Source organism: Sediminihabitans luteus (genome assembly GCF_002797595.1).
GTDB classification, from domain to species: Bacteria; Actinomycetota; Actinomycetes; order Actinomycetales; family Cellulomonadaceae; genus Paraoerskovia; species Paraoerskovia lutea.
This window is the reverse complement of sequence record NZ_PGFE01000001.1, coordinates 141,398-164,525: the sequence shown is the minus strand read 5'-3', so window position 1 is coordinate 164,525 and position 23,128 is coordinate 141,398. Positions and strand designations below refer to the sequence as shown.

Annotated in this window: 19 protein-coding genes and 1 pseudogene; 10 read left to right on the top strand and 10 right to left on the bottom strand. The window is 75.6% G+C overall.

The features are described from left to right. Positions 1 to 69 precede the first annotated feature (69 nt). From CLV28_RS00800 to CLV28_RS15720, 5 genes and pseudogenes are all read left to right on the top strand, one after another. Positions 70 to 780, top strand: coding sequence for a FadR/GntR family transcriptional regulator (locus CLV28_RS00800; protein ID WP_100421423.1), 711 nt, complete (start codon positions 70 to 72; stop codon positions 778 to 780). Next, the gene (locus tag CLV28_RS00795) at positions 777 to 1,868 is read left to right on the top strand and encodes an acetamidase/formamidase family protein (RefSeq protein ID WP_170062600.1); all 1,092 of its coding nucleotides are present in this window, start codon (positions 777 to 779) and stop codon (positions 1,866 to 1,868) included. The genes CLV28_RS00800 and CLV28_RS00795 overlap by 4 nt, the downstream gene beginning before the upstream one ends. Beyond that, positions 1,865 to 3,472, top strand: coding sequence for an AtzH-like domain-containing protein (locus CLV28_RS00790; protein ID WP_100421421.1), 1,608 nt, complete (start codon positions 1,865 to 1,867; stop codon positions 3,470 to 3,472). Before CLV28_RS00795 ends, CLV28_RS00790 begins: the two co-directional genes overlap by 4 nt. 105 nt (positions 3,473 to 3,577) lie before the next feature. After that, positions 3,578 to 4,714 (top strand): annotated as a pseudogene (locus CLV28_RS15725) (cytidylyltransferase domain-containing protein); the annotation flags it as partial. A gap of 132 nt (positions 4,715 to 4,846) precedes the next feature. Next, positions 4,847 to 5,740 carry an N-acetylneuraminate synthase family protein gene (locus CLV28_RS15720; protein ID WP_203968204.1) on the top strand — a complete coding sequence of 298 codons (894 nt, stop codon included), beginning with the start codon at positions 4,847 to 4,849 and terminating at the stop codon, positions 5,738 to 5,740. An 84-nt stretch (positions 5,741 to 5,824) separates the two neighbouring features. Here the strand turns inward: CLV28_RS15720 and CLV28_RS00780 are convergent, their stop codons facing one another. The 9 genes from CLV28_RS00780 to CLV28_RS00740 form a co-directional block, all read right to left on the bottom strand. Further along, a complete protein-coding gene (locus CLV28_RS00780; RefSeq protein WP_100421419.1) occupies positions 5,825 to 7,105 on the bottom strand; it encodes a DUF6716 putative glycosyltransferase in 1,281 nt (426 codons plus the stop codon). Positions 7,106 to 7,245: 140 nt separating this feature from the next. Next, positions 7,246 to 8,346, bottom strand: a complete 1,101-nt coding sequence (locus CLV28_RS00775) for a glycosyltransferase family 2 protein (RefSeq protein WP_239073271.1) — start codon at positions 8,344 to 8,346, stop codon at positions 7,246 to 7,248. Between the two features lie 45 nt (positions 8,347 to 8,391). After that, the gene (locus CLV28_RS00770; RefSeq protein WP_100421418.1) at positions 8,392 to 9,645 is read right to left on the bottom strand and encodes a DUF6716 putative glycosyltransferase; all 1,254 of its coding nucleotides are present in this window, start codon (positions 9,643 to 9,645) and stop codon (positions 8,392 to 8,394) included. Next, positions 9,642 to 10,646: a hypothetical protein gene (locus tag CLV28_RS00765; RefSeq protein WP_100421417.1), complete on the bottom strand. Its 1,005-nt coding sequence runs from the start codon at positions 10,644 to 10,646 to the stop codon at positions 9,642 to 9,644. Before CLV28_RS00765 ends, CLV28_RS00770 begins: the two co-directional genes overlap by 4 nt. A gap of 7 nt (positions 10,647 to 10,653) precedes the next feature. Next, positions 10,654 to 11,625 carry a glycosyltransferase family 2 protein gene (locus CLV28_RS00760; RefSeq protein ID WP_100421416.1) on the bottom strand — a complete coding sequence of 324 codons (972 nt, stop codon included), beginning with the start codon at positions 11,623 to 11,625 and terminating at the stop codon, positions 10,654 to 10,656. Between the two features lie 135 nt (positions 11,626 to 11,760). After that, on the bottom strand, positions 11,761 to 12,510 hold the full coding sequence (locus tag CLV28_RS00755) for a hypothetical protein (RefSeq protein WP_157802440.1): 750 nt from the start codon (positions 12,508 to 12,510) through the stop codon (positions 11,761 to 11,763). After that, complete coding sequence (locus CLV28_RS00750) at positions 12,507 to 12,764, bottom strand: acyl-CoA carboxylase subunit epsilon (protein WP_100421414.1); 258 nt, start codon at positions 12,762 to 12,764, stop codon at positions 12,507 to 12,509. The genes CLV28_RS00755 and CLV28_RS00750 overlap by 4 nt, the downstream gene beginning before the upstream one ends. Further along, entirely contained in the window at positions 12,761 to 13,288 is a 528-nt protein-coding gene (locus CLV28_RS00745; protein WP_100421413.1) for a hypothetical protein, read from the bottom strand. Before CLV28_RS00745 ends, CLV28_RS00750 begins: the two co-directional genes overlap by 4 nt. A gap of 40 nt (positions 13,289 to 13,328) precedes the next feature. Then, positions 13,329 to 14,957 carry an acyl-CoA carboxylase subunit beta gene (locus tag CLV28_RS00740; protein ID WP_100421412.1) on the bottom strand — a complete coding sequence of 543 codons (1,629 nt, stop codon included), beginning with the start codon at positions 14,955 to 14,957 and terminating at the stop codon, positions 13,329 to 13,331. A 151-nt stretch (positions 14,958 to 15,108) separates the two neighbouring features. Between CLV28_RS00740 and CLV28_RS00735 the strand changes: the two genes are divergently transcribed. Together CLV28_RS00735 and CLV28_RS00730 are read left to right on the top strand one after the other, a co-directional pair. Continuing rightward, positions 15,109 to 15,984 (top strand): biotin--[acetyl-CoA-carboxylase] ligase, encoded by an 876-nt coding sequence (locus CLV28_RS00735; protein WP_100421411.1) that lies wholly within the window; start codon positions 15,109 to 15,111, stop codon positions 15,982 to 15,984. A 43-nt stretch (positions 15,985 to 16,027) separates the two neighbouring features. Then, positions 16,028 to 17,167 carry an adenylate/guanylate cyclase domain-containing protein gene (locus tag CLV28_RS00730; protein WP_239073270.1) on the top strand — a complete coding sequence of 380 codons (1,140 nt, stop codon included), beginning with the start codon at positions 16,028 to 16,030 and terminating at the stop codon, positions 17,165 to 17,167. Here the strand turns inward: CLV28_RS00730 and CLV28_RS00725 are convergent. Then, positions 17,155 to 17,952 (bottom strand): SOS response-associated peptidase, encoded by a 798-nt coding sequence (locus CLV28_RS00725; protein WP_100421409.1) that lies wholly within the window; start codon positions 17,950 to 17,952, stop codon positions 17,155 to 17,157. The genes CLV28_RS00730 and CLV28_RS00725 overlap by 13 nt on opposite strands. 102 nt (positions 17,953 to 18,054) lie before the next feature. Between CLV28_RS00725 and CLV28_RS00720 the strand changes: the two genes are divergently transcribed. The 3 genes from CLV28_RS00720 (at position 18,055) to CLV28_RS00710 (ending at position 23,128) form a co-directional block, all read left to right on the top strand. Next, a complete protein-coding gene (locus CLV28_RS00720; RefSeq protein ID WP_373314300.1) occupies positions 18,055 to 19,305 on the top strand; it encodes a multidrug effflux MFS transporter in 1,251 nt (416 codons plus the stop codon). A 101-nt stretch (positions 19,306 to 19,406) separates the two neighbouring features. Further along, on the top strand, positions 19,407 to 21,689 hold the full coding sequence (locus CLV28_RS00715) for an esterase-like activity of phytase family protein (protein ID WP_100421408.1): 2,283 nt from the start codon (positions 19,407 to 19,409) through the stop codon (positions 21,687 to 21,689). A gap of 74 nt (positions 21,690 to 21,763) precedes the next feature. Continuing rightward, the gene (locus tag CLV28_RS00710; protein ID WP_239073269.1) at positions 21,764 to 23,128 is read left to right on the top strand and encodes an LCP family protein; all 1,365 of its coding nucleotides are present in this window, start codon (positions 21,764 to 21,766) and stop codon (positions 23,126 to 23,128) included.

Genomic DNA, 23,128 nt, shown 5'->3' with positions numbered 1-23,128 from the left:
GCCATACTGGGCGAACTTGGTCCGACCAACATACCTGACGGTCGGCCCGGCCGACAGACCGGAGCCCGCGTGGAGACCCCCAGCACGACCCCGTCGCCGCTCCTGCGGCGACCGCGCTCGGTGCGCGGCGAGATCGGCGCCTACCTGCGCCGCATGATCGACGACGAGCTCGCGCCCGGCGAGCGGCTGCCCAGCGAGCGCGACCTCGCCGAGCGTCTCGGGGTGTCGCGCACGTCGCTGCGCGAGGCCATGCGCGAGCTCGAGCAGGAGCGCGTGGTCGACCGTCGGCCCGGCCGCGGGACCGTCGTCCTGCCGCCGTCGGAGCGGGCGCGCCGGCTCGAGGACGGCCTCGCCGACGTCGACCGTGAGCAGGCGGACGTCGCCGAGCTGCGTCTCGTGGTCGAGCCGCGGCTCGCGGGACTCGCCGCGCGACGCGCCGGGGACGGGGACGTCGTCCGCCTCGAGCAGATCCTCGTCGCGTCGCACGCCGGCCTCTCGCCCGAGGAGTCGCTCGCGCTCGACGTGCAGTTCCACACCCAGGTCGCGCGCGCGGCGGGCAACCCGCTCCTGGTCACGCTCTCCGAGCTCGCGAGCTCGTGGACAGAGGCGACGCGGCGGCGCTCGCACACCACGCGCGAGGGCAGACGCACCTCGGTCGACGGGCACAGGGCCATCCTCGAGGCCGTCGTCGCGCACGACGAGGACGCGGCGGTCGCGGCCATGACCGCGCACCTCGACGACGTCGCACGCCTCGTCGCGGCCGAGCGGTCGCGCGCGTGAGGGTGCTGCAGCCGGGGCAGGGGCCCGTGCCGGGCGACGCGTACCTGCCCGCCTCGACCGACCGCCTCACGTGGGGGCGCCTGCCGTGCGCGGCGGACGCCGCCGTGCTCCGCGTGGACCCGGGCAGCACGGTGACCGTCGACACCGTGAGCCACGAGGGGATCCTCGAGGACCAGGGCCGAGACCCGCGCGCGTTCTTCGGCCGCCACGGCGTCGACCCCGACCTGGTGCTCGACGACGCGGTCGCGGTCGCGGCCTCGCGCGGGCTGCGCACGGCCGGGGTCGACGGTCCGCACGTCGTGACCGGCCCGATCGAGGTCGCAGGCGCGCGCCCCGGCGACCTGCTGCGCATGACGGTCCTCGAGACCGTGCGCCGCGTGCCGTACGGCGTGGTCTCCAACCGGCACGGGCGCGGCGCGCTGCCGGGGGAGTACCCGGTCGAGGGGACGTCGTACAGCGTCTTCGCGGGCGTCGACGAGGACGCCGACGGCACCGCGGTCGGCACCCTGCCGCTCGTCGAGGGCGGGCCGCACGACGTCCGGTTCCCGTTGCGGCCGTTCCTCGGGATCATGGGTGTCGCGACCGCGGGCACCGAGCGTCCGCACTCCGTCCCGCCCGGCCCGCACGGCGGCAACATCGACATCAACCTGCTGACGACGGGCGCCTCGCTCTACCTCCCGGTCCAGGTGCCGGGGGCGCTCGCGTACGTGGGCGACCCCCACTTCGCGCAGGGCGACGGCGAGGTCGCGCTCACCGCGATGGAGGCCTCGCTCCGCGTGACCCTCCGGCTCGACGTGGTGCCCGCGGCCGACGCGCTCGAGCAGTTCGGGGCGCTCGTGGGCCCGCTCGCCGAGACCGCCGAGCACCTCGTGCCCACGGGCATGGACGCCGACCTCGACGTCGCCGTGCAGGACTGCACGCGGGCCGCGATCGCGCTGCTCGGCGCCCGCTACGGCATGGCCCCCGCGTTCGCCTACGCCTACCTGAGCGCCGCGACGGACTTCGACATCTCGCAGGTCGTCGACCTCGTCAAGGGCGTGCACTGCCGGATCCGCAAGGCCGACTTCGCCCGGGTGGCGGCGCGATGAGCGACGGCCCGCTCGTGCCCGGCGACCCGCTCGTGCCCGGCGACCCCGTGGTCCACGGCGACGCCCCCGCGGGCCTGCTCGCGGCGTTCGGCGCCTACGAGCGTGCCCTCACGGACGACGACCTGGCCGCGATGGACGCGCTGTTCGCGCCGGGCCCCGGCACGCTCCGGGGCGACCCGGCGGGCCTGCTCGTCGGGCACGGGACCATCCACGACTTCCGTGCCGCACGCCGCGGAGCGCCCCGGCGCGTGCTGCTCGACGTCCACGTGCGGCAGGTCGCGCCCGACGCCGCGCTCGTGGTCGCGGTCACGGCACCCGAACGCGGGGGTCGCGGCCTGCAGACGCAGCTCTGGCGTCGCGCCGGGGTCCGGTGGCAGGTCGAGGCCGCGCACGTCGCACCCCCGCCCGCCGCGTTCGACCCGCGCGTGTGGCGGGTCGTGGGCGACCCCCTCGTCCCGGCGACGGGCTCCGGGGCGCTCGACGGCGCGGGGGTCGCGGTCAAGGACCTGTTCGCCGTCGAGGGGCACCGCGTCGGCGCGGGCGTGCCCGCCCACCTCGAGGGCTCGCGGCCCGCGACCCGCAGCGCGAGCGCCGTCCGCCGCCTGACCGACGCGGGCGCGACCGTGCGGGGGATCGCCCGCACCGACCAGCTCGCCTACTCGATCGCCGGGGCGAACCCGCACCACGGGACCCCGCCCAACGCCGTCGTGCCCGGCGGGCTTCCCGGCGGGTCGACGTCGGGCAGCGCGACCGCCGTCGCGCTCGGCGAGGCCGAGCTCGGCCTCGGCACCGACACCGCGGGGTCGATCCGGGTGCCCGCCTCCTACCAGGGCCTGTGGGGGCTGCGGACGACGCACGGCGCCGTCCCGACCGACGGCCTGGTCCCGCTCGCGCCGGACTTCGACACGGTCGGTCTGCTGGCCCGCGACCCCGGGCTGCTCGCGCGGGCCGCCGCGGCGCTGCTCGGCGACGCCGGGGAGAGGTACCTGGGGGACGGGCGCGTCGCGCGGCCCGGGTCGGCGCCCGGCCCGACGCTCGCGGTCGCGCCCGCGCTGCTCGACGCGCTCGCGCCGGCCGTGCGGGCCGCGTTCGACGACGGCACGCGGCACCTCGAGGTCGTCCGGGTCGAGCTGCCCGTCGCGGACGCGATGCTCGCCGCGTTCCGCACGCACCAGGCGTGGCAGGCGTGGGAGCAGCACGGGGCCTGGATCGAGGCACACCCCGGGGCCGTCGTGGGCGACGTCGCAGAACGGTTCCGCGCGGCCTCGCGCGTGAGCGCGGCCGAGGACCGCGCCGCGCGTCGCGCGCTCGCCGGGCTGCGGGCGCGGCTCGACGACGCCCTGGGCGACGCGCTGCTCCTGCTGCCGTCGGCGGCCTCCGCGGCCCCGCGCGCGTGGCACGACGCCGCCCGGCTCGACGAGGCCCGCGCCGCGACCCTGCGGCTCACCTGCGTCGCGGGCATCACGGGACGCCCCGCGGTCTCGGCGCCGCTGCTGCGGGTGGCGACCGTGCCGGACGCCGCGACCGACGGCCCGCTCGGACTGTGCCTCGTGGGGCCGCAGGGGTCGGACGTCGCGCTCGTCGAGGCCGCCGCGACCCTCTGAGCCCCGGGCGCGCGTTCAGCGACCGTTCAACTCGCAGCGCGACTGTTCGGCGACGCAGCACCCCGGCGTCACCGCCCGTCCACCTGGCGTCGTTACGTTCGCGGCATGTCAGCCCCATCGTTCACCTCGCCCCCCGGGCCCGCGGTCGTCGTGATCCCCGCGCGCGGCGGCTCGCAGGGCGTGCCGCTCAAGAACCTCGCGCGCGTCGGCGGCACGAGCCTCGTCGGCCGCGCGGTGCGCACGGCGCTCGCGGCGCCCTCGGTCGGGGCGGTCGTCGTCTCGACCGACCACGACGGCATCGCGGCCGAGGCCCGACGGCACGGCGCGCGGGTCGTCGTGCGCCCGGACGAGATCGCCGGGAGCACCGCGAGCTCGGAGTCCGCGCTCGTGCACGTGCTCGACCACCTCGCCGCGGGCGGGGACCCGCTGCCGCCGGTGACGGTCCTCGTGCAGTGCACGTCGCCCTTCGTCGACCCGGCCGACCTCGACGCCGCGGTCCGCCGCGTCGCCGAGGGCGAGCACGACGTCGTCCTCGCGGTCTCTCCCACCCACGACTTCCAGTGGCGCGACGACGAGGGCGAGGTGCGCGCCGTCGGGCACTCGACGCTCGAGCGCCAGCGCCGTCAGGACCGCGCCCCGCACTACCGCGAGACCGGCGCGTTCTACGCCATGCGCACCGCCGGGCTGCTCGAGAACGGGCGCCGGTTCTTCGGCAGCATCGGGCTGCAGCCCGTCGACCCGGCGACCGCGCTCGAGATCGACGACCCCGAGGACCTCGACGAGGCCCGGCGGATCGCCGAGACCGTCCCGTCGGGCCGTGCGAGCGCGACCGCGCAGCGGATCGACGTCGACGCGCTCGTGACCGACTTCGACGGCGTGCACACCGACGACCACGCCTACGTCGCGCAGGACGGCACCGAGAGCGTGCGCGTGCACCGCGGCGACGGGCTCGGCGTCGCCGCCCTGCGCCGCGCCGGCGTGCCCGTGCTGATCCTGTCGACCGAGCACAACCCCGTGGTCGCGGCCCGCGCGGCCAAGCTCGGCGTCGACGTGCTGCACGGGGTCGACGACAAGGCCGCGGCGCTGCGCGACTGGATCGCCGCTCACCGGCTCGACCCCGACCGGGTCGCCTACGTCGGCAACGACGTCAACGACCTCGGCCCCCTGCACGTCGTCGGGTGGCCGGTCGCGGTCGCCGACGCCCGCCCCGAGGTCCGCGCCGCCGCGCGCGTCGTCCTCGACCACGCCGGCGGCACCGGGGCCGTGCGCGAGATCTGCGACCTCGTCGCGGCCGCGCGCAGGGCCGCGCCCACCGACCAGAACGTCACCACCCGGCACGACTCCCACGAGCAGAACCCCGGAAGGACCACCACCATGAGCACGAGCCCGCGCGCCGCCCAGCCCGTCGCGATCGGCGAGAACCTCGTCGGCCCCGACCAGCCCGTCTACGTGATCGGCGAGATCGGCATCAACCACAACGGCGACGTCGAGATCGCCAAGAAGCTCATCGACGTCGCCGCCGAGGCCGGCTGCCAGGCCGTCAAGTTCCAGAAGCGCACGCCCGAGATCAGTACCCCCAAGGACCAGCGGGACAAGATCCGCCAGACGCCCTGGGGCGAGATGACCTACCTCGAGTACAAGTACCGGGTCGAGTTCGAGCAGGGCGAGTACGAGAAGGTCGCCGCGCACGCCGCCGACCGCGGGATCCAGTGGTTCGCCTCGCCGTGGGACGTCCCCTCGGTCGCGTTCCTCGAGGAGCAGGGCGTGCCCACCCACAAGATCGCGTCGGCGTCGGTGACCGACCACGAGCTCCTGCGGGCGCTCGCCGAGACGGGCAAGCCGATGATCCTGTCCACGGGGATGTCGACGCTCGAGCAGATCGACGCGGCCGTCGAGATCCTCGGCACCGACGGTCTCGTGATCCTGCACGCGACGTCGACCTACCCGCTGCCCCCCGAGGAGGTCAACCTCCGCACGATCACGACGCTCCAGGAGCGCTACGGCGTCCCGGTCGGGTACTCGGGGCACGAGCGCGGGCTGCAGATCTCGCTCGCGGCCGTCGCGCTCGGGGCGGTCGCCGTCGAGCGGCACATCACGCTCGACCGCACGATGTGGGGCTCGGACCACGCGTCGTCCCTCGAGCCGACCGGCCTGCAGCACCTCGTGCGTGACATCCGGATCCTCGAGCAGGCCATGGGTGACGGCGTCAAGCGCGTCATGCCGGGCGAGCTCGCACCGATGGCTCGCCTGCGCCGCGTCGAGGCCTGACCGGCCACGCGGGAGCGTCCGCGCGGCACCCGCACGCACGACGACGCCCGGCACGGACCACCGTGCCGGGCGTCGTCATGCATTTCACAGGTGCGTGCGCAGCCAGCCGACGGTCCGGTGCGGCAGGAGCGCGGTCGCGACGAGCAGCGCACGGCCGCGCAGGCCGGGGCGCCACCGCACGGTCCGCACGGCCCTCGGCCGGGGCGCGCGCGGGCGCGTCGAGTGCCCGGCCTGCTGCGCCTGCTTGTCCCGGTACTCCGCGACCTCGACCCGGCCACGGAAGTACGCGGTCGTGCGGGCCGCGGTCGAGGCGCGCTGTGCGGGGTCGAGCGCGAGCACCTCGAGCGCCCGGTCGACGATCCGTTCGACCGGCCGGCGGTCGTCGCCGAGGAAGTAGTCGGCGAGCCAGTCGGGTGCCGGGGAGCCGAGGTCGTCACGGTCGACCTGGTCGAACGTCCGGATGAGCCCGGACGGGACGAAGATGTGGTTGCCGTGCTGCTCGTGCACGCCGAGGTCGCCCACGAACGCGGTGCGCACGCCCGCGGCGACGCCCTCCATGGCCGCGGTCGACGAGACCGTGAGCAGGAGGTCGGTCCGCGGCAGCAGCTCGGTGACGGGCGTGTAGTCGATGCGGAAGTTCGCCGGCAGGTCCCAGTCGGCGACGATCGCCGCGGGGTGGTGCCGCATGACGTGGAACGTGTCCTCGTCGGGTCGGTGGCGTGGCTTGAGGAGCACCTCGCGCTCGGGGTGGCGGCGCGCGTGCTCGACGAGCCGTGCGTACACGTAGGCGCGGTCGTCGCGTCGCCGGGGCACGGTGGGCTGGTCGGCGAAGACGACCGTGCGCACGGGCCCGCCGCGCGGCGGCTCGGGCGCCGCGGGCAGCAGCGGCAGCCCGCTCAGCAGGAGGTTGTGCGTCGGCAGCTCGAGCCGGCGCGCGACCTCGCGGAACTGGTCGAGGTCGTGGCGCGTGTTCACCGCGACCACGTCGGCGCCGAACCGTTCGAGGTACCCGGCGACGTGCTTCTCGATGATGACGCCCACCCAGCCCGTGATCGTGACCGGGACCCTGCCGTCGACACTCGGCCGGTCGGCGCGCTCGGCGAGGAACCGCGACGCGAGCGGTCCTTGCACCGCGAGGACGACGACGTCGGACCCGTCCGCGGCGACGTGCGTCTCGGCCCACGTGATCCGCTCGAGAGCGCCCGCGCCGTGGTCGGTGGCCTGGCCGTCCGAGACGGCGTGGCGCACGTCGGTCGGGACGACGTACCGGCAGGCGAACCCCCGCCGGGCGAGCTCGTCGCCGATGCCGAGCGCCCACTTGAGCTGCGAGTCGTAGGCGAGGACGAGGGTGGCGGTGGGTGGCACGGTTTCCTCCGGGTGCGGGCGGCGACCGACGCGGTGCGCGGCGGCCGTGGGGATGCCGCCACGACGTGCCGACGACGGCGCGATGCCGGGCGTCGCGAGCCGTGGCGGGTGCGTCGCAGCGACGCGAATCTCAGGTCAGGTCAGGTCCGGTGCTCGCGGGTCGCGGCGTCGTCGATGCCCCGCCAGAACCCGGCACCCCACGCGAGGTGCATGGTCACGAGCACGGCGGGCAGGAGCAGGCGCACGGGCGCGGGCTGACGCGCGCCCGCGTGCACGGACGCGGCCGTGACCGCGGCGAGGTACGCCGCGGGCGGGACGAGGCCGAGGCCAGCCCAGGGACCGACCAGGAGCGGGCCGAGCACGACGACGGGCACGCACAGCGCGAGCACCGCGACGAGCACGGGTGGTGCCAGGTACCGCAGCCGCACGCTGCGAGGGTCACGCCGCAGGACCTCGCGACGCCACATCCCGGTGCGCCAGAACTGGCGCGCGAGGGATCGCAGCGTCGCGCGCGGGTAGTAGACGACGTGCAGCCCGGGGTCGAACCACACCGTCCCGCCGCGGGCGCGCAGCCGGGCGTTGAGCTCCCAGTCCTCGGCGCGCACGAGCGACTCGTCGTAGCCCTCGGCGGCGAGCAGCGCGTCGCGCCGGAACCCGCCGAGGTAGACCGTGTCGACGGGGCCGGCGGGTCCGCCCGTGTGGAACGCGGCCGAGCCGATGCCGGCGGGGTGGCTCATGGCGCACGCCACGGCGCGCTGCGCCGACGTCGTCCCGACGGGGACCATCATGCCGCCGACGTTGACGGCCCCGGTGGACTCGAGCCGGTCGACGACGCGGCGCACGTAGTCGCGCGGCAGCACGGAGTGGCCGTCGATGCGCACGACGACGTCGTGGTCGGTGCGTCCCGCGCGGATCGCGGCGTTCAGCCCGGTCGACCGGGCCCCGGTCGGATTGTCGAGGACGACGACGCGGGAGTCCTCGCGTGCGAGCTCGTCGGCGATCTCCCGGGTGTCGTCGTGCGAGGGGCCCACGCTCACGACGACCTCGAGGCCGCCCGCGTAGTCCTGGTCGAGCGCCGAGCGGACCGCGGCCCGCAGGTGCGGTCCCTCGTCCCGGACCACCGCGATCACGCTCACCCCGCGAAGGCGCGGATCGGCGCGCCGCTCGCGGGCGGCGGAGGTGGCGGCGGGGTCGTGCCCCGCGGAGGCGTCGGCGAGCGTCATCGACGCGACGGTAGCCACGGCGATCGTCCGGGCGGGGTGCACCGGGCGAACGGGGGGTGAACGTCACCGCGCGGCTCGGCGAACCCCCGCGCTCCGGCGTCCGACGGCCAGCCTGGCGGCGGCCGCGGGGCGCAGGGCCGCGGGCGGCACGGCGAACCGGAGCACGGTCCGTACGTGCCGCGCGCGGGACCACGGCTCGAAGCGCGCGGGCGTCGGGCGGGGCGCGTGCGTGCGCGCGTGCAGAGCCCCGGGCAGCTCGTCGCGCTCGGGGTGCAGGTAGTTCGCGCGCAGCCACGCCGGGTCGGCGACCGGGCCGCCGCGCGACAGCGCCGCGGCGAGGTCGTCCAGCCGGACCACGCAGCCGCTGTCGCGGAACACGGCGTTGAGCATCGCGTCGTCCACGCCGAAGTCGGCCACGACCGCGGTCGGCAGCCCCACCGCCATGGCTTCGAGCGCGGCGGTCGAGCTGATCGTCACGAGAGCGGACCCGGGCGCGAGCCAGCGTGCCATGGGGCCGTCCTCGAAGCGCAGCGCGTCGCGCGGGTGCCCCAGCCGCGCGTGCTCCGCCGACCAGAGCGCGTCGTAGGGGTGCTGCTCGGCGTGGGTCTGCCGCTCGCCGCCACGGGCCCGCAGCTTGACGACGACGTCGCGGTCCGGGCGGGCGAGCCGCGCGAGCGCGTCGAGCACGCGGACCCGCTGCGCGCGGGTGGCCGGGACCTTGGCCTGCGGGGCGAAGACGACGTGCCGCACGCCCGGCCCGGGCGCGGGCTCCGGGACCGCCCCCGGGGTCACCTCCGGGGACGTCGTCGGGCGTGGTGCGAGGAACGGTAGGCGCGAGACCACGACCTCCGGTGCCCGGCCCTGGGCCGCGAACGCGGCCGCGTACGCGTCACGCTCGGCGTGGCTGTGGACCACGAGCAGGTCCGTCCACCGTCGGTACCCGACGCCGTCGGGCCGGGCGGGCAGCGCCATCCCAGGTAGCCCGCTCACGAGGAGCGCGCCCGGGTGGGCCGCCCGCACGACCCGGGCGACGACCTCGGCCACGGGGCCCGTCGCCGCGACGAGGACGGCGTCCGGCCGGGTGCGGTTCAGGGCCCGGCGCAGGCCGCGCAGGCCGACGGTCGCAGGGGTCGCAACCCCTGTGGCCGCGGTCGCCGCGGCGACCTGCGCCACGGTCGGCTGGATCGGGGTCCGCAGCAGCATGACCGTGAGGTGCGCGCCTGCGGTCTCGGGCGCGGTGCGCAGCGCGTCGAGCGTCGCGCAGGCCCACTTGAGGTACGAGTCGGAGTCCGCGACCGCGAGGACGGAGAGGGTCATCGCGCGCCCCCGGCCCGACCGGTCCCGGGGCGGGCCGCGAGGTCCAGCACGCTCGACAGGTGGGCGCGCAGGGCCGGGGAGGCGTCGCGCGTCCACCAGCCGGCGGGGACGGGGACGCCGACCACGTCCGCGCCCGAGCCCGCGAGCGTCGAGCCGAGCAGGACGAGAGCGGTCGACGGCAGCATGAGCACGCGCTGGCCTTCGCCGAGCGAGCGCAGGCGGATCTCGGCGGGGGCGCCGGGCGCCTCGACCGTCGCGCCGAGGGCCGCGACCCGACGCGTCACCGCGCGGTCGTGCCGCCGGTGCGGCAGGTAGCGCACGGGCCCCTCGGCCACCACGCGCCCGACCCACGCGACGTAGGCGTCCGGGTCGACGAGGCCGTCGGCGACCAGGCCCGAGCCGAGCACGACCGTGGCCTCGGGCACGGGTGCCGCGGCCGGGCGCGAGCGCAACCAGCCGAGATCGTCCCGCACGACCGTGATCCCCGAGTCCGCGAGACGCGCCGCATCCTCACCGAGAGGCATGGCCGTGAACAAGGTCAGCCGGCCGTCCGCAGCCAGCGCCCGCAGACGGCGCGCGGTCCGCAGCCCGAGCGCCCGGCGGAGCCGGTGGTGCGACGACCCGACGCGCTGGACGGGCCGGTCGGCGGCGAGCAGCACGTCCGCGAGCGCGAGGGTCGCGAGGCCGTCGTCGACGAGCACGAGGCGCGCCGGCCCGCCGCCCGCGGCGAGCCGTGACTGGAACGACCCCGAGAACGCGTCGCCCACGACCCACGTCCCGGCGCGGGGGAGGCGGACCGGGCCGGGCGGACCGTCGAGGTCGAGCCCTGCCGGGAGCCCGAGCGCGGCGAGCTCCGCGCGGGCCGCCCGCAGCGCGGGCACGTCGCGCCGGGCGTGCACCACGGTCGCGGTACCCGTGAGTCCCGCGGCGTGTGCCTCGACGGCGCACAGGAGCTGCAGCGGCGACTCGACGTGCGCGTGCGCGGGTCGCGCGCCGCTCACGCGGCGGTCACGCGGGAGCCCACGACGACGTCGCGAGCGTCTCGGTCGTGACGCGCCGGGGCGAGCGTCCGGCGGTCTGCACCGACGCCGCCGTGGTCGGGAGGGTCGCGATGGTCGTGCGCACGGCCCGCCGCAGCGTGCGCCGGTCGGCCCGGTCGGGCGCCGGCGCGGCGAGCAGCGCGTCGCAGCGTGCGCGCACGACCGCGGACAGGTGGGGCAGGAACGGTTGCGGCGAGCGGTCCGCGAGGACGACCTGCACCGTGCGGTGCAGCGACGCGACGACCGTTGACGGTGCGGGCGGGCGGGAAGGTCGGCGCTGCGCGAGGCCCGGCGCGTCCACGACGGCGACACCGTGGCTGCGCAGCTGGAGCCGCCACGTCCACGGGAGGTCGGCGGCGGTGCCCAGACCCTCGCTCAGGTCGAGCAGCCCGTCGTGCCCGAGCGCACGGTCGAACACGCCGCCCCGGACGTCGTGGACGACGCCGCGCGCGAGCTCGGCCCGCGGGTCGAGCACGACCCCGCGAGGGGTCACGGGCGAGCGGTCGTGCGCCGACGGCCCCGCGAGCCGTGAGTCGCCCGCGTGCACGGCGTCGCAGCGGAGCGTCTCGAGGGCGCCCGCGAGGTGCGCGAGGCGCTGCGGGGCGAGGACGTCCCCCGCGTCGACGAAGGTCACGAAGCGGCCGGACGCCGCCGCGAGTCCCAGGTTCCGGGCGCTCGCGGGCCCCGTGCCGGCGACGTCGGAGAGCACCTGCAGGCGAGGGAGATCCGTCGCGAACGCCGCGGCGGTCACCGCGGCGGTGCTCGCGGGAGCGGAGGCGGAAGCGGGAGCGTCGACGACGACGACGACGACCTCGAGCTCGCCCCGGTCGACGACCTGGACGCACAACGAGGCGAGGGTCCGGGCCAGGCCCGGGTCGGGCGTGTCGTCGGGTTCGGCGACGACCACGACCGAGATGCGTGGGCGGGCGCGCGTGCTCATGGTTCGACGGTAGGAGGATCCCGCGTCCGGGTGGTGAACCCGTGGTGAACGGTGCTCGACGGTCGCCCGACGGTGGTACCGGACGGCGCTGCACGCGTCAGGCTCGTGCGCCCGGGTCAGGCTCGAGCGTCCTCGTCAGGACTGCGTGCCGGGCGGGTCCTGCGTGCCTGACGGGTCCTGCCCGCCCGGGTCGGGGACGTCGTGCGGGTCGGGTTCGTCGTGCGGGTCAGGCGCGCTCGCCACGAGGGACGCGATCACGTCGTCGGCCCAGCGGCGCGCGTAGCGCACGAGCACCACGTCCTCCGCGTCGGGGCGCGCCGCGTACCAGACGGCGACGGGCTCGACGACGCGGCGCCGCGGCAGCAGGTCGACCACGGCTCCGCCGTCGGCGTCGCGCACGGTGTGCGTGAACCGCACGGTCCGGACCAGGGGCGCGTCCTCGTCGTCGTCGGGCGCGGGCGTGCGCGTGTACGTGCAGGTCCCGGTCAGCACGACGCCGGTCCGCGTGACCTCGGGCTCGGTGGCGAGGTGGAGCGTCCCGGTCGCCCGCACGGGATCGGCGAGCAGCGCGGCCCGGCCGCGGGCCGCCCGGCGGCCCCGGAGCTGGGTCGCGTACGTCACGAGCGACGCGAGCGCCGTCAGGCCGACCAGCACCGTGGTCACCGCCGGGACCCAGCCCGGCACGGTCCACCCCTGGTGGCCGGCGAGCCACTGGTAGACGAGCCCGAGCACCGTGAGGCCGGCGGGCACCGCCCAGCCGTGCTCGCGCCACCAGGCGACGCGGGCCGGGGGCGGGAGCGTCTCGACGTCCCGGTCGACCGCCGCCGCGCTCGCGGGGAGCTCGAGCAGCACCACCTGGTGCAGCACGGGGCCCGCGGTGCTCACGAGCGCAGGCTCCAGCGCCACGCGTCGGCGTTGTGGCGCCCGACGCGACCCCCGAAGCTCTTCGCGGTCGCGCCGCCGCCCGTGCCGCGCAGCACGCGGACGCGGTTGGTCCACTCCTCGACGGGGGCGACGTCGTCGGGCTCGTGATCGCCCACGACCGCGCTCAGCCCCGCGACGAGCGCGGCGACCTCGATCTCGTCGGGCGCGCCGCGCACCACGCGCAGCGCGGGCCGGTCGGGGATCTCCTGCGTCACAGGTCGTCCTCCTCGTCGTCCTCGAAGAAGTCGGGGGCCTCGCCGCGCGAGACCGCCCACTCGCCGACGTGGTAGCCCTGGTCGACGAGCTGCTGCACGATCCCCGAGCCTGCGGCGTCGATGATCCCCATCACGCCGTCGAGCGTGCCGTCGGTCGTGCCCGTGGGCGTGCCGACGACGTAGCCCAGGTAGAACACGTCGGCGTCGGTCGCGTCGTCGTCGGGCACGGCCTCGTCGAGGTCCGCGTCGGGCGACCAGACGGTCGACGTCAGGTCGGGGTGCATGCCGAGCGTGCCGTGCAGCGCGTCGTACAGCTCGGCGTTGAGGGTGCCCACGCGGGACTCGAGCGCGAGGATGCGCGGGTCCTCGTCGGCCTCGGCCGCGCCGAACTCGGCGCGCACGCCCACGGCCGTGTCGACGTACTCGTGCAGCAGCGCCGCGACGCGGTCGACCGCGGCGTGCAGCGGGTCGGGCTCGACCTGCCCCAGGGGCGCGGGCCCGTGCGTGTGGTCCTCGTGGCTCATGCGCGCACCTCGTTCGTAGGTCGGGTCTGGTCCGTCCGCGTCACAGCGGGATGTTGCCGTGCTTCTTGGGAGGAAGGCTCGCACGCTTGGTGCGCAGCGCGCGCAGGGCGCGCGTGATCTGCGCGCGCGTCTCCGACGGGCGGATCACCGCGTCGACGTACCCGCGCTGCGCGGCGTCCCACGGGTTGACGATCGCCTCCTCGTACTCGTCGACCAGGCGCGCGCGCTCGGCCTCGACGTCGCCGCCGTCGTCCGCGACCTTCCGGAGCGCGGAGCGCTGCAGGATGTTGACCGCGCCGCCCGAGCCCATCACGGCGATCTGCGCCGTGGGCCAGGCGAGGTTGACGTCCGCCCCGAGCTGCTTGGACCCCATGACGATGTACGCGCCGCCGTAGGCCTTGCGCGTGATGAGCGTGACGAGCGGCACCGTGGCCTCGGCGTACGCGTAGATGAGCTTCGCGCCGCGCCGGATGATCCCGTCCCACTCCTGGTCGGCGCCCGGCAGGAACCCGGGCACGTCCACGAGCGTGAGCACCGGGATGTTGAACGCGTCGCACGTGCGCACGAACCGGGCGGCCTTCTCCGACGCGTCGATGTCGAGCGTGCCCGCCATGGCCATGGGCTGGTTCGCGACGATCCCGACCGACTGGCCCTCGACGTGGCCGAAGCCGACGATCACGTTCTTCGCGAACAGCGGCTGGACCTCGAGTAACGCGCCGTCGTCGAGCACGTGCTCGATCACGGTCCGCATGTCGTAGGGCTGGTTGTCGGAGTCGGGCACCAGCGCGTCGAGCTCGAGGTCCTCGTCGGTGATCGACAGGTCGGTGTCCTCGGGCACGAACGCGGGCGCGTCCGAGAGGTTGTTCTGCGGCAGGTAGCCGAGCAGGTGGCGCACGTAGTCGAGCGCGTCGTCCTCGTCGGCGCCCATGTAGTGCGCGACGCCCGAGCGCTGGTTGTGGGTCAGCGCGCCGCCGAGCTCCTCGAAGCCGATGTCCTCGCCCGTCACGGCACGGATCACGTCCGGTCCGGTGATGAACATGTTCGACGTGCCGTCGGCCATGACGATGAAGTCCGTCAGGGCGGGGGAGTAGACGGCGCCGCCCGCGCTCGGGCCGAGGATCAGGGAGATCTGCGGGATCACGCCCGACGCGGCGACGTTGCGCCGGAAGATCTCCGCGAACTGGGTCAGGGCCGCGACACCCTCCTGGATGCGCGCGCCACCGCCGTCCGAGATGCCGATGAGCGGCACGCCCGTGCGCAGCGCCAGGTCCTGGACCTTGACGATCTTCTGGCCGTGCACCTCGCCGAGGCTCCCGCCGAACACCGTGAAGTCCTGCGAGTAGATGCACACCTGGCGGCCGTCGATCGTGCCGTGTCCCACCACGACCCCGTCGCCCGGGACGCGCTTCTTGTCGAGCCCGAAGTTCTGCGAGCGGTGCGTCGCGAACGCGTCGAGCTCGACGAAGCTGCCCTCGTCGAGCAGGGCGTCGATGCGCTCGCGGGCCGACTTCTTGCCGCGCGCGTGCTGCTTGGCCTGCGCGGTCTCCTCGGGGACGAGCGTCGCGGCGTCGACGCGCGCGGCGAGGTCGTCGAGCTTGGCGGCGGTCCCGACGGGACGGGTCGTCGAGCGGCCGGCGGCGGACGGGGACGGCGTGGCGGCGGTGTTCACCCGACCGAGCGTAGTTGGTGGGAACGACCAGATCGATAGCAGGGTGACCAGCGTGGGGCCGCACGCCGTTGGTGGAACCCGACAACGACGAGGGGTCGGGCGCAGCGCGGGCACCCTGGTCTCGGGCCGCCCGGCACGGCATCATGGGGGCATGTCGACGCCCCGTGAGCCCCTGCGCGCCCAGGTACTGCAGCAGATGCTCGTCGGCCCCGGGCTGCCCCTGCGGCGCGTCGAGGTGGTCGAGGAGTCGACCTCGACCATGGTCGAGCTCGCCGCCGCGCGCCGCGCCGATCCCGAGGCGTGGCCCACGCCCTCGCTCCTGGTCGCCGAGCACCAGAGCGCCGGGCGGGGACGCGCGGGCCGCAGCTGGCAGACCGCGCCGCGGGCCGCGCTCCTGGCCTCGATCCTGCTGCGCCCGCAGGTGCCCGCCGCGGCCCTCACCTGGCTCCCGCTGCTCGCCGGGCTCGCGACGGTGCGAGCGGTGCGCGCGACCGCCGGCGTCGAGGCCGTGCTCAAGTGGCCCAACGACGTGCTCGTCGAGATCCCCGGCGCGGAGCCCGTCGACGGGTGGGGGACGCTGCGCAAGCTGGGCGGGATCCTCACCGAGGTCCAGCCCGACGGCACGGTCGTGCTGGGCGTCGGCGTCAACGTCTCGCAGTCCCTCGACGAGCTGCCCGTGGGCACCGCGACCTCGCTCGCGCTCGCCGGCGCGGCCACGCTCGACCGGGAGGTGCTGCTCGTCGCGCTGCAGGAGGCCTTCTCGCAGGTGGCCGAGCGCTGGCGGGACGCGGACGGCGACGCGCTCGCGGCCGGGCTGGCCGACGAGGTCGCGCAGGTGTGCGCGACGCTCGGCGCGCAGGTCGCGATCGAGCGCGTCGACGGCTCGGTGCTCGTGGGCGAGGCCGTCGGGATCGGCGCGGCGGGCGAGCTCGTGGTGCGCCCGGACGGATCGGCTCACGGGGACGACGACCTCGTGGCCGTCGTCTCGGGCGACGTGCGCCACCTGCGCCTCGACGGCGGGCGCTGACGGGCGTCGTCCGCGCGTGACGGCGGTCACTATGATGGACGCCGTGCCCCACCCTGACACCCCCGACCTCCCCGCTGCCGGACCCGCCGCCGACCCGGCCGGACCCGCCGCCGACGCGCACCCGACCGTCCCGCGGGGCGGGACCCCGGACCCGACGCTCGCGGCCGGGCAGGTCACCGCGGCACGCCTCGACGAGGCGCTGCTGGGCGGTGAGCGCTCGCTCTCGCTCGACGAGCTCGCGGCGGTCACCGAGCTCACGCCGTCGGACGTCGAGGCGTACTGGAGCTGGCTCGGCCTGCCCGTGACCGACCCGTCCGAGAAGGCCTTCACGCGGGACGACGCGGACGCCCTGGTCGACGTCGCGCGGTTCGTCGCGGACGAGGAGCTCGACCTGCGCGCGCAGACCACGCTCGTGCGGTCGATGGGGCACACGACCGAGCGGCTCGCGCTGTGGCAGGTCGAGGGTCTCGTCGAGCACATGGCGCGGCGGTTCGGCCTCGACGACACGAGCGCGCGCCTGCTCGTGCTCGACCGGCTGCCCGCGCTGGCGCCCGCGCTCGAGCGCCAGCTGCTGCACGCGTGGCGGCGCCAGCTCGCGGCGGTCGCGGGCCGGTTCGCGACCGAGTTCTCGGGCGCGCGCATCACGCCGGGCGACGACGGGGGGCGGCTCCCGCTGCCGCGGGCCGTGGGCTTCGCGGACATCGTGTCGTTCACCAAGCGCACGGCTGGCCTCGGCTCGGTCGAGCTCGCCGAGTTCGTGCAGACCTTCGAGACGGAGGCGCGCGACCGGATCACGGCCGCGGGCGGGCGCGTGGTCAAGACGATCGGTGACGCGGTGCTGTTCGTGGCGGACGACGTCGCGACGGGCGCCGAGGTCGCGCTGCGTCTCGCGGTGTCCGGCGGGGCGGACGGCGGACCCGACGAGGCGGGTGTGCCGCCCGTGCGCGTGAGCCTCGTGTGGGGGCGCGTGCTGTCACGGTTCGGCGACGTGTTCGGCACCTCGGTCAACCTCGCGGCCCGGCTCACCGACATCGCGGAGCCGTCGACCGTGCTCATCGACCGCGACACGGCGGCGGCGCTGCGCGGGGACCCGCGCTTCGCGCTCACCGCGCAGCCCGAGCGCGAGGTCCAGGGGCTCGGCGTGATCGAGCCCGTGCGCCTGCAGCGGGCCTACGCGGGCTGACCCGCCGCGGGGTCCACGGGCTCGACGTCCACCGGCTCGACGTCCACCGGCTCGACGTTCGCCGGCGAGTCGTTCGCGACGTTCCCGACGCCTGCCGCCACCCGGTGCGCCACGAGCCGGTCCGCGTGCCGCGCGACCAGCGCGTGCGCCTCGTCGGCGGACGTCGCGGGGTCGAGCCACGCGTCCCACACGTCGCGGGGCAGCACGGCCGGCGTGCGGTCGTGGATCGCCGCGAGCTCGGTCCCGTCGGCGACGGTGGCGCCCGACGGCGCAGCCGTGGTCACGATCGTGGTGGACACGAGCCACCGCTCGGGGTCGTCGTCGGCGCGGGAGCGGTCGCGCCAGAACTCGTAGAGCCCCGCGAAGGCCGTCGGGCCGGAGGCTGCACGGATGAACCAGGGCTGCTTGCGCTGCCGGCCCGGCCCGGGGAGCTTCTGCCACTCGTAGTACCCGTCGGCGGGGACGAGGCAGCGCCGTGCCGCGAGGGGCTTGGCGAACGCCGCCTTGTCGAGCAGCGTCTCGGCGCGCGCGTTGATCATGCGCGGCCCGACGCCCGGGTCCTTGGCCCAGGAGGGCACGAGCCCCCACCGGGCGACCTGGAGGGAACGGACCGGCGCGGCGTCCGCGCTCCCGCGGGGCGCGCGCTCGACGACGATCCGCACGGGGTCGGTCGGCGCGACGTTCCACGACGGGCCGAGGAGCCGGGCGTCGTCCGCGATCTCGGCGATCGCGAACTCGTCGGCGAGGTCCTGGTCGCTCGTGAAGGAGGCGTAGCGTCCGCACATGCCCCCAGCCTGGCGCGGGCCACCGACAGTCGCACGGCAGCACGCGCGGACGTCACGTCGAAACGATACGACAGGAGCGTCGTCCGCCCGTACGATCAGGACGTGACCACCCCCGGACCCCCGCCCTCGACCCCGCCGCGCGGTGCCGGACCGTCGCGCTCGATGCTCGGGTGGATCCTGCTGCTCGGCGCGCTAGCAACGCTGCCCGCGTTCACGGTCGACACCTACCTGCCCGCGCTGCCCGACGTCGCGGAGGAGTTCGGCGCGTCCGACGCGCTGGCGCAGCTCACGCTCTCGGGCATGCTCGTGGGCGGGGCCGTCGGTCAGTTCGTCATCGGGCCACTCTCGGACCGGTTCGGTCGCCGCCTGCCCGTGCTCGTGGGGCTCACGCTGCACGTCGTGACGTCGATCGCGTGCGCGTTCGCCCCCTCGATCGAGACGCTCATCGTGCTGCGCGTGCTCCAGGGCTTCTTCAACGCCGCCTCGCAGGTCGTGTCGATCGCCGTGATCCGCGACCAGTTCACGGGGGCCGCCGCCGCGCGGATCCTGTCGCGCCTGATGCTCGTGATCGGCCTGGCCCCGCTGCTCGCGCCGTCGATCGGCGCGCTGATCCTCGCCGACGGCGGGTGGCGCTGGGTCTTCGGTGTGCTCGCGATCCTCGGCGTCGCGCTCGGCCTCGTCGTGCTGTTCTTCATGCCCGAGACGCACCCGGTCGCCAAGCGGCGCACCGGCGGGGCGCGCAGCGTGCTGCGCGGCTACGCCTCGCTGTTCAAGGACCGGCACTTCGTCGCGCTCGCGGTGCTGCCCGGCCTCGGCATGGCCGTGCTCATGAGCTACGTCGTCGGCTCGCCGTTCGTGCTGCAGGAGGGCTACGACCTGACGCACGCCCAGTTCTCCGTGCTGTTCGCGGTCAACGGCGTCGGGCTCGTGATCTCCGCCCAGGTCAACGCCGCCCTCGTGCGTCGCGTCGCACCCATCCGGCTGCTGCGCGCCGCCCTCGTGGCCCAGGCCGGGTTCGCCGTCGTCCTGCTCGTCGTCGCGCTCACCGGGGCCGGGGGGCTCGTCGGGCTCCTCGTCGCGCTGTGGCTCGTGCTGTCGATGCAGGGCATGATCCCCGCGAACGCCTCGGCGCTCGCGCTGTCCCGCCACGGCGAGATGGCGGGCACCGCGGCGGCGGTCATCGGCGCGTTCCAGTCGGGCGTCGCGGGCGTCGTGAGCCCGCTCGTGGGGGTCCTGGGCGGCGACGCGACGGCCATGGCGACCGTCATGGTCGGTGCGGTCGCGCTCTCGCTCGTGGTGCTCGCGACCGCGACGCCCGCGTTCCGTCGTGGCGGGTGGCACACCGAGATCTGACGTCCGGACGGAATGCCCGGTCTGCACTGTTCACCGGACGCTCACCGGCGCGCCCGCGCGGGTGCACGCCGCCGTGGCTGAGTGCCCGTTGTGTGAGTCCCATGAGAACCCGTGCGTTGCTCCCCGTCCTGGCGGTCGCACTCACCGCCTCGTTCCTCGTCCCGACGGCCTCGGCCGCGGCACCGCGACCGGCGGCGCCCAGCGCGGCTGCGCCGTCCGCGGGCCACGACCGGCCGCGCACCGTCGTCGTCCCGACCCTTGCCGCGCGGGCGACCCTGTCGGCCGACTACTCGGCCCCCGGCCCCGACTCGGGTGCCCTCGCGACCCCGGGCAACGGGCGCACCGGCCCCTTCGAGGGGCAGGTCGTGCCCGGCTTCTCGGCCATGGTGGAGGACGCCCACGGCTCGTTCTGGGCGCTGCCCGACAACGGGTTCGGCACGCAGGCCAACTCGGCGGACTTCCTGCTGCGGTTCTACCACGTGACCCCGCGCTGGGAGACGGCGCGCGGCGGGGCGGGGCAGATCCGCGTCGACCGGTTCGTCTCGCTCCGCGACCCCGACCGCCGGCTCGGGTTCGCCATCGTCAACGGCTCCACGCGCGAGCGGCTGCTCACGGGGGCCGACCTCGACGTCGAGTCGATCGTCCGGGCCAAGGACGGCTCGTTCTGGATCGGCGAGGAGTTCGGCCCCTTCCTCGTGCACGTCGACCGCACGGGCAAGGTGCTCGAGCGCGAGGTCCCGCTGCCCGGCGTCCGCTCCCCGCAGAACCCGTACCTCGCCGCGGGGGAGGTCCCGACCGTCCGGGCGAGCAAGGGCTTCGAGGCCATGGCCGGGTCGGACGACGGCCGGTACCTCTACCCGGTGCTCGAGGGAGCGCTCGTGGCGGACGACGACCAGCGGCGCCGCGTCATCCACCAGTACGACACGCGCACGCACCGCTACACCGACCGGACATGGGCCTACCAGACGGACACCGACGCGAACCTCGTCGCCGACGCGTTCATGACGGGTCGCTCGACCATGCTCGTGCTCGAGCGCGACAGCCTCGACGGCGCCGCCGCGGTGACCAAGCGCGTGTATGAGATCGACCTCGCACGCACGGACGTCCCCGGCTCGCCACGCACGGGCCGCGGCGGGTACGTCGACAAGACCCTCGTGCTCGACGCGCTGCGCATCGCGAACCCCGACGGGCTCGGCGCGGGCGCCGGCGACGGCACGGGCGACCCGTACGCCTTCGCCTACAACTCGTTCGAGACCGTCGTGCGGCTGCACGACGGCCGCCTCCTGCTCGCGAACGACAACAACTACCCGGGCGACGACGCCCGCGTGCCCGGCACGCCCGACGACACCGAGATGGCGATCGTGGACCTGCGCACGGTCCGCGCCCCGAAGGACGACGGCGTGACCGTCGTCGGGCACCGCGGGGCGAGCGGGTACCGGCCCGAGCACACGCTCGCGTCGTACGAGACCGCGATCCTGCAGTGCGCCGACTACATCGAGCCCGACCTCGTGCCGACCAAGGACGGCGTGCTCGTCGCGCGCCACGAGAACGAGATCGGCGGGACCACGGACGTCGCGGCCCACCCCGAGTTCGCGGCCCGCCGCACGACGAAGGTCGTCGACGGCGTGCGGCTGACCGGCTGGTTCACCGAGGACTTCACGCTCGCCGAGCTGCGCACGCTGCGGGCGAAGGAGCGCATCCCGGGCACGCGGCCCGACAACGTGCGGTTCGACGGCCTCTACCCGGTCCCGACGTTCGACGAGGTGCTCGACCTCGCGCGGCACTCGCGCACGTGCGACGGCGGACCCGTGGGTGTCTACCCCGAGACCAAGCACCCGACCTACTTCGACCAGGTCGGGCTCTCCCTCGAGGAGCCGCTCGTCGCACAGCTCGCCGCGAACGGCATGAACCGCGCGTCCTCGCCCGTGATCGTGCAGAGCTTCGAGACCGCCAACCTGCGCGAGCTGAACCGCGCGACGCCGGTCGCGATCGCCCAGCTCGTCAGCTGCTCGGGCGCACCGTACGACCTCGTCGCGGCGGGCGATCCTCGCACGTACGCGGACCTCGTCACGCGTGACGGGCTGCGGGAGATCGCGCGGTACGCCGACGGCATCGGCGCGTGCAAGGACGTCATGATCCCGCGCACCCCGGCCGGCACGCTCGGCACGCCCACCACCGTGATCCGCGACGCGCACCGTGCGGGCCTCGACGTGCACGGGTGGACGTTCCGGCGCGAGAACACCTTCCTGCCCGTCGAGTTCCGGCAGGGCACCGACCCGAACGCCGTCGGCGACCTCGCCGGGGAGATCCGGGTGTTCCTCGACGCCGGGATGGACGGGTTCTTCACCGACGACCCGGACCTCGGCGTCGCCGCCGTACGCTGAGCCGCCCCCGCCGAACGCCCCGACCGCCCCTGACCTGCCGCGCGGCAGGTCGGGGGCGGTCGTACGCTCAGGACGTGGCCGCAGCGACGACGACCGGTGACGACGCCCACGACGACGTCCCGCGCGCCGTCGCGTCCACCACCGGGTCGCCGCGGCGACCCCCGCGCCGGTCGCACGCCCCCCGGCACGCCCCGCCCCGCCGCCGCCACCCCGTGCTCTTCGCGACGGCGCTGACGGCGACCGCCGCGGTCGTGTTCGTCACCACCGCCGCCGTCGCGGCGTACGTCGACCTGCAGTCCCAGATCACGGTCGACGACGTCGACCCCCTGCTCGGCGCCGACCGCCCCGCGCAGCTCCCCGTGGCACCGCCCACCCGGGACGCCCCGCCCGACCCCGCCGACCCGTACGCCGGCCAGCCGCTCAACATCCTCGTCATGGGCACCGACCTGCGCGACGCCGCGAACATCGCGGTCGCCGGCGGTGCTGTCGAGGACGGCATGCGGTCCGACACGACGCTCCTCGTGCACGTCGCGGCCGACCGCACGCGCGCCGAGATCGTGTCGATCCCGCGCGACTCGCTCGTCGACATCCCGACGTGCACGCGCACCGACGGCACCGTGACCCCCGCACGCTCGACGACCATGTTCAACCGGGCCTTCACCTACGGTGGCGGGCCCGAGGAGGACATCGCGGGAGCAGCCGCCTGCACGCGACGCACCGTCGAGCAGCTCACCGGGGTGCGCACGACCGACCACGTCGTGGTCAAGATGAACGGCGTCGAGCCCATCGTCGACGCCCTCGGTGGCGTGCGCATGTGCATGCCCGAGCCCGTGCACGGGCGCGAGGTCGACCTCGACCTGCCCGCCGGCGAGCAGCGCCTCGACGGGTACGAGGCGATCAACTTCCTGCGCGCCCGCAAGGGCACCGGGTTCGGCCTCGAGCTCGGCAGCGACCTGCAACGCATCGAGCGCCAGCAGGCGTTCCTCGACGCGACCGTGCACGAGGTCACCTCGAAGAACCTCCTGACGAGCACACCCCAGCTCTACCGCGTCGTCGAGTCGATCCTCGCGTCCATCAGCACGAGCCCCGACCTCGGCTCGCCCCGCGCGCTCGTCGGGCTCGCGCTCTCCCTGCGCAGCATCCCGCCCGAGAACGTCGTGTTCACGGCCGTGCCCGTCGTCGACGCGCCCTGGGACAACGACCGCGTGCTGTGGACCGCCGAGGCGGACGAGATCTGGGCGCGCATCGCCGCCGACGAGCCGCCGCCCGGTGCGGAGCCCGCGCCGGGGACTGACGGCGGGACGGGCACCGGTGCCGGGACGGGCGACGGTGAGACGGGCGATGACGGCGACGGCACGAGCACCGACCCAAACCCGTCGGCCGGGACGCCCAGCCCTGCGCCGTCCGCCACCACCGCGCCGGGCGTGTGCCCGGACTGA